Annotated in this window: 6 protein-coding genes; 1 reads left to right on the top strand and 5 read right to left on the bottom strand. The window is 68.4% G+C overall.

The genetic code is table 11. The annotated features are described in order from the left end of the window. Positions 1-74: 74 nt before the first annotated feature. Genes VK682_RS26860 through VK682_RS26845 form a run of 4 tightly spaced genes read right to left on the bottom strand, consistent with a single transcriptional unit; the run spans position 75 to position 4011 of the window. Positions 75-935, bottom strand: a complete 861-nt coding sequence (locus VK682_RS26860; protein ID WP_230798222.1) for a sugar phosphate isomerase/epimerase family protein — start codon at positions 933-935, stop codon at positions 75-77. Beyond that, the gene (locus VK682_RS26855) at positions 935-2086 is read right to left on the bottom strand and encodes a dihydrodipicolinate synthase family protein (protein WP_230798221.1); all 1152 of its coding nucleotides are present in this window, start codon (positions 2084-2086) and stop codon (positions 935-937) included. The genes VK682_RS26860 and VK682_RS26855 overlap by 1 nt, the downstream gene beginning before the upstream one ends. Before the next feature lie 12 nt (positions 2087-2098). After that, the gene (locus tag VK682_RS26850; RefSeq protein ID WP_230798220.1) at positions 2099-2869 is read right to left on the bottom strand and encodes a 3-ketoacyl-ACP reductase; all 771 of its coding nucleotides are present in this window, start codon (positions 2867-2869) and stop codon (positions 2099-2101) included. Next, the gene (locus VK682_RS26845; protein ID WP_230798219.1) at positions 2866-4011 is read right to left on the bottom strand and encodes an acyl-CoA dehydrogenase family protein; all 1146 of its coding nucleotides are present in this window, start codon (positions 4009-4011) and stop codon (positions 2866-2868) included. The genes VK682_RS26850 and VK682_RS26845 overlap by 4 nt, the downstream gene beginning before the upstream one ends. 130 nt (positions 4012-4141) lie before the next feature. On the opposite strand from VK682_RS26845, the gene VK682_RS26840 reads away from it, so the two are divergent. Next, the gene (locus tag VK682_RS26840; protein WP_324782948.1) at positions 4142-5158 is read left to right on the top strand and encodes an aldo/keto reductase; all 1017 of its coding nucleotides are present in this window, start codon (positions 4142-4144) and stop codon (positions 5156-5158) included. A gap of 41 nt (positions 5159-5199) precedes the next feature. On the opposite strand, the gene VK682_RS26835 is transcribed toward VK682_RS26840, so the two are convergent. Beyond that, positions 5200-5819 (bottom strand): MOFRL family protein (locus tag VK682_RS26835; RefSeq protein ID WP_324782947.1); only part of this gene is annotated, 620 nt, incomplete at its 5' end.

Genomic DNA, 5819 nt, shown 5'->3' with positions numbered 1-5819 from the left:
GTTGTAATCGATCACGCGCTTCACAGGCACAAGCACCTTCATGCGGCAATCCTCCTTCTCTTCTGTTCGCGGGATCAGCAAAGGGTGCGGAACCGTTCCACCACGGTGTCCAGCACTTCGCCCGGGGGGCGGCGCCACCAGTCAGCGGCGGAAAAAATCTCGACCTCGCAGGGGCCGGCATAACCCGCCGCCTCGACCGCGCGGCGCAGCGCCTTCAGATCGGCCACCCCGTCCCCCATCATGCCACGATCCAGCAGCACATCGCGCGTGTCCGCCCGCCAGTCGCAGAGGTGATAGCCCAGAATGCGCCCCCGCGCCCGGTCGGCCAGCACCTGCGGCAGCGTGCTGTCCCACCAGCAGTGATAGACATCGACCGCGATGCCCAGATTGTGGACCGCCACCGCATCACAAAGATCCAGCGCCTCGGCCACGGTCATCACGCAGGTGCGGTCGCCGCCATAGACCGGATGCAGCGGCTCCAGCGCCAGCGCCACCCCGCAGCCCGCCGCATGATCCGCCGCCCGCGCGATGCGGTCCGCCAGCCGCATCCGGCTGTCATGGGTGCCCTTGCTGCCCGGCTCCACCCCGCCGCTGACAAGGGTCAGCACCGGCGCGCCAAGGGCTGCCGCCATGTCGATGGCGGCGCGGAACTCCGCCATGATGGCCGCGTCATCCCCACAGACCAGCGGCCCGGTCAGAAACGGCGCGCGGCAGAGCCCGGCCACCGTCATCCCCGCCGCGCGCACCCGCTCGCCGATCTCGGCGGCACGGTCGCCAATTTCGCGCCGCCAGAACACCAGCCCGCCAAAACCGCGCGCCGCACAGGCGTCGATCACCTGCTCGGGCGACCAGCCCGCGCCCTGCCCGTCGACATTATGGCCCAGCGTGGCGGTGTTGAGCGCGAGGGCCGAGGTATCGGCGCTGAAATCCCGCATCACGCCACCCCGTAAAGCGCAAGCAGCCGCCGCATCCGCGCCACCGCCAGATCCGGATCACGCAGCAGGCCGCAGGCATCGGCCTGCCGGAACGCTTCGGTGAAATACGGCAGGGGCCGCTGCGCCTGCGCGCCGTTCACCATGACAAAATGCTCCTGAAAGCCGTTGAGCCAGGCAAGGAAAACGACGCCCGTCTTGTAAAAGGGCGTGGGCGCACGAAAGATCAGCCGGGCCAGCGGCACGGTGGGATCCAGCACCCGGTGAAACCCCGCCACATCGCCCTGCCCCAGAAGATCCACCGCCCGCGCCGCAGCGGGCGCCAGCGGATCGAAGATGCCAAGCAGCGCATGGGAAAAGCCCTGCGCATCCCCGGCGATAAGCTCGGGATAGTTGAAGTCATCGCCGGTATACATGCGGACGCCTTCGGGCAGGCGGCGGCGCAGCGCGATTTCCTTGTCCTTGTCCAGCAGCGAGATCTTGACGCCGTCAATCTTGGCGGCATGAGTCTCGATCAGGTCGGCAACGGTGTCCAGCGCCTCGTCAAACCCCTGCGCGCCCCAGTAACCCGCCAGCGCCGGGTCGAACATCTCGCCCAGCCAGTGCAGCACCACCGGATGATCGCAGGCAGCCAGCAGCTCGCCATAGATCCGAAGATAATCGGCAGGGCCGGTGGCGACGCGCGCGAGCGCGCGGCTGGCCATCAGGATCACCCGCGCGTCCAGCGCCTGCACCGCGTCCAGCTGGTCCATATAGGCGCGGCGGACATCGTCAAGGCTGCGCGCCTCGGCGGGGTCAAGCTGGTCGGTGCCCACGCCATTGACCACCCGCGCCTCGGGCAGCTCGGCCCGGGTGCGGCGGATCAGGTTGAGCGCGGTAGGCCAGTCCAGCCCCATGCCGCGCTGCGCGGTGTCCATCGCCTCGGCGATGCCGAGCCCCAGCCCGTGCAGATGGCGGCGAAAGGCCATGGTCCGCTCCCAGTCAAGGCAGGCGGGGCCGGAGGGATCCGCAGCGGCGAAGGGGTCGGCGACCACATGGGCGGCGGAATAGACCACGCGCGCCGCATCCTGCGGCAGCCGCGTCTCTGGCAGCGGCGTGCCGGTCAGATGGTAATCCGAAAGCCGTCCTGCGGCATCGGGAAGCGCGATTTTCATGACAGAGATTCCTCAGAAACGGGGCACCAGCATCCCGGCATCCGCCGAGATCACCTGTCCGGTCGTGTAGGGCAGCGCGCCGGAGGCCAGCGCGGCGATGATGCGGCCCATCTCCTCGGGCTGGCCGATGCGCGGAAAGAGCGTCAGCCCGTCCCGCGCCCGCGCGCTGTATTCGGCGATGACCGGGGCGGTCATGTCGGTGGCGACAAGGCCGGGCTGCACGTCATAGACCGCGATGTTCTCGGGCCCGAGCCGCACCGCAAAGGCTTTGGACACCATGGCGGCCCCCGCCTTGGACACGCAGTATTCCGACCGCGGCAACGCCACCGCCACCGCATTGGAGGAGGAGACGTTGACGATGGCGTGGGTCAGCGCCGCGTCGCGCGGACGGGCGAGCAGCCGTCTGGCAAAGCTCTGGCAGAGAAAGAACATCGCCTTGGTGTTCACGGCGATGCAGCGGTCGAAGCTGTCCTCCCGCACCTCCAGCGGATCGCCGCGGCGCAGCACCCCCACACCCGCGTTGTTGACCAGCGTCGTCAGCGGGCCAAGTGCTGCCTCCACCCGGTCGAGCGCCGCATCATGCGCCGCCAGATCGGACACGTCGAAGGCCACCGCCGCCACCCGCGCGCCCTCGGCCCGCAGGCTGTCGCAGGCCCGCGCCAGATCCTCGTCCTCGCCGGGGCCGTTCAACGCTACGGCAAACCCGGCGCGGGCCAGTTCGCGGGCGGCGGCAAACCCGATGCCGCGGCTCGATCCGGTGACAAGCGCAACCTGCCCGCTCATGCCGCGGCCCCCTTGGCCAGCAGTTCGCGCGCGATGATCATGCGCTGGATCTGGTTGGTGCCCTCGTAGATCTGGCAGATCTTGGCGTCGCGATAGAGCCGCTCCACCTCGAAACCCCGGATATAGCCGGAGCCGCCGAACACCTGCACCGCATCCGCCGTGCGCGCCACCGCCGCGTCCCCGGCGAAACATTTGGCCATGGAGCAGAAGCGTGTGGCATCGGCGCCGCTGTCGATCTTGAACGCCGCCTGATGCACCAGCAGCCGCGCCGCCTCCACATCCTTGGCGATGTCGGCGATGAGCCATTGCACGCCCTGAAATTCCGAAATCGCCTTGCCGAACTGCCGACGCTGCTGCGCATAGTCCACCGCCGCCTCCAGCCCGGCCTGCGTGATCCCCACCGCCAGCGCGCCGATGCCCACCCGGCCCTTGTCCAGCACGCTCATCATCATGTGAAAGCCGCGCCCTTCGGTGCCCAGCAGGGCGTCGCCGGGCAGGCGCACGTCGTCAAAGCTCACCGGGCCGACCTGACTCGCGCGCTGGCCCATCTTGTGCTCCTTGGGGCCGCGGCTCACGCCCTTGGCGTGAAAATCGACGATGAAGATCGACATGCCGCGATGGCCCGCCGCCCGGTCGGTCCGCGCCAGCACAAACCCCAGATCGGCCACCGGCGCGTTGTGGATCCAGATCTTGCCGCCGTTCAGGATCCAGCCGTCGCCGTCGCGCACCGCTTCGGTGCGGATGCCCGACACGTCGGTGCCCGCCTCCGGCTCGGTGATGCAATAGGCCACGCGCGTCTTTGCCGCGAGGATGTCGGGCAGATGGCGGGCGCGCTGCGCCTCCGTGCCATGGCGGCAGAGCAGGGTCGAGATCAGCTCGACCAGCCCGCACTGGTCGGCAACCGACGCATAGCCGCGCGACAGCTCCTCCATGACCAGCGCATAGGTGACCGTGTCAAAGCCCGGCCCCCCCATGGCTTCGGGCACGCTGATGCCGAAAAGCCCAAGCTCCGCCATCTGGCTGTAGATCTCGGCGGGGAAACGCTCCTCCCGGTCCAGTTCCTCCGCGACCGGGCGGATGACCTCATTGGCGAACTGCCGCGTCATGTCGCGCACCTGACTGTGCGTTTCGGTGATATACATGCGTCTCCTCCGGTAACTATACAGTTACTTATAAGTGCGCAGAGCGCATCGGTCAAGACGGCGCAACGGGCTTGAACCACAGCGCGATCCGCGCTTAAATAACCAAATAGTTACATTAGGGAGGAGCAACATGACCCCTGACGCCAAGGTGAAATTCGGCCGCGTCGATCTGGAGGTGACGGCCTTCGGATTCGGCACCGCCCCCATCGGCAACATCTTCCGCGAGATCGACGAGACCACGTCGGACGCGATGATCCAGACCGCGTGGGACGCGGGCATCCGCTATTTCGACACGGCCCCCATGTATGGCCACGGCCTGTCGGAACTGCGCGCCGGGCATTCGCTGCGCTGGAAGGATCGCGACGCCTTCGTGCTGTCCTCCAAGGTCGGGCGGGTGCTGAAGCCCGCGCGCAAGGCCGATATCGACTATGCGCCATGGACCAATGCCGGGCGGTTCATTCCGCAGTTCGACTATAGCTATGACGGGGTGATGCGGTCATTCGAGGACAGCCTGCAGCGCCTGAACCTTGAACGCATGGACATCTGTTTCATCCATGACATCGACGTGTTCACCCGTGGCGCTGAACAGCCCGAGGTGTTCGAACAGGCGATGACCGGCGCATGGAAGGCGCTGTCGCAGCTGCGGGACGAGGGCGTGGTGAAGGCCATCGGCGTGGGCGTCAACGAATGGGAGGTCTGTCAGGCCGCGCTGGAGCGGCGCGATTTCGACTGCTTCCTGCTGGCGGGGCGCTACACGCTGCTGGAACAGGAGGCGCTCGACAGTTTCCTGCCGCTCTGCGAGGCGCGCGGCGCGGCGGTGGTCGTGGGCGGCGGGTTCAATTCGGGCATCCTTGCCACCGGCGCAACGGACGGCGCCAAATACAATTACGCCCCCGCCCCCGCCGCGATCCTTGACCGTGTCCGCCGGATCGAGGCGGTCTGTGCCGAATACAACGTGCCCCTGCCCGCTGCGGCGCTGCAATTCGTGGTGGCGCATCCGGCGGTGCCCAGCTTCATGGCGGGCACCCGCACGGTGGCGCAGCTGCGCCAGAACCTTGACTGGTTCGCAACCCCGATCCCGCCCGACTTCTGGGCGGATCTCAAATCCAAGGGCCTGCTGCGCGAGGATGCGCCCGTTCCCGCCTGACCGTTCCGGCCCGCGCCTTCGGCGACAGACGCGGGCCGGGTTCAGCCCAAGGAGGGACGGATCAGGATGGCCCGGAAATCGTTCACATTGGTGCCGGTGGGGCCCGGGCTGAACAGATCCCCCAGCTGGTCGAACGCGCCCCATGCGTCATTGCGGGCCAGCGCCGTCATCGCATCGTGGCCGCTGGCGCGCAGACGGCCCGCGCTGGTGCCATCGGCGAAGGCGCCCGCATTGTCCTCGGTGCCGTCGATGCCATCGGTATCGGCGGCGAGCGCGTGGATGCCCGCCAGCCCGTCCACCGCCTGCGCGAAGGCCAGCAGGAATTCGGTGTTGCGCCCGCCCCGCCCGCCCTCGCCGCGCAGCGTCACCGTGGTTTCACCGCCCGACAGCATCACCACCGGCGCCACGAAAGGCCGGTTGCGGCAGGCCACCTCGCGCGCCAGCGCCGCATGCACCCGGCCCACATCGCGCGCCTCGCCCTCGATCGCGTCCGACAGGATCACCGCCGGGACGCCCTGCGCCTCGGCCCGCGCCGCCGCCGCCTCCAGCGAGATCCGGGCCGAGGCGATCACATGCACCTCGTTGCGGGCAAAGACCGGATCGCGCGGATCGGGTGCTGCAGAGGCGGCGCTGCGGATATGGGCCAGCACCGTCTCGGGCA

Origin of the sequence: Salipiger marinus (assembly GCF_035481585.1) — a bacterium.
Lineage (GTDB): Bacteria > Pseudomonadota > Alphaproteobacteria > Rhodobacterales > Rhodobacteraceae > Salipiger > Salipiger marinus.
The sequence above is the reverse complement of the archived record's forward strand: the minus strand, read 5'-3'. Positions and strand labels throughout refer to the sequence as shown.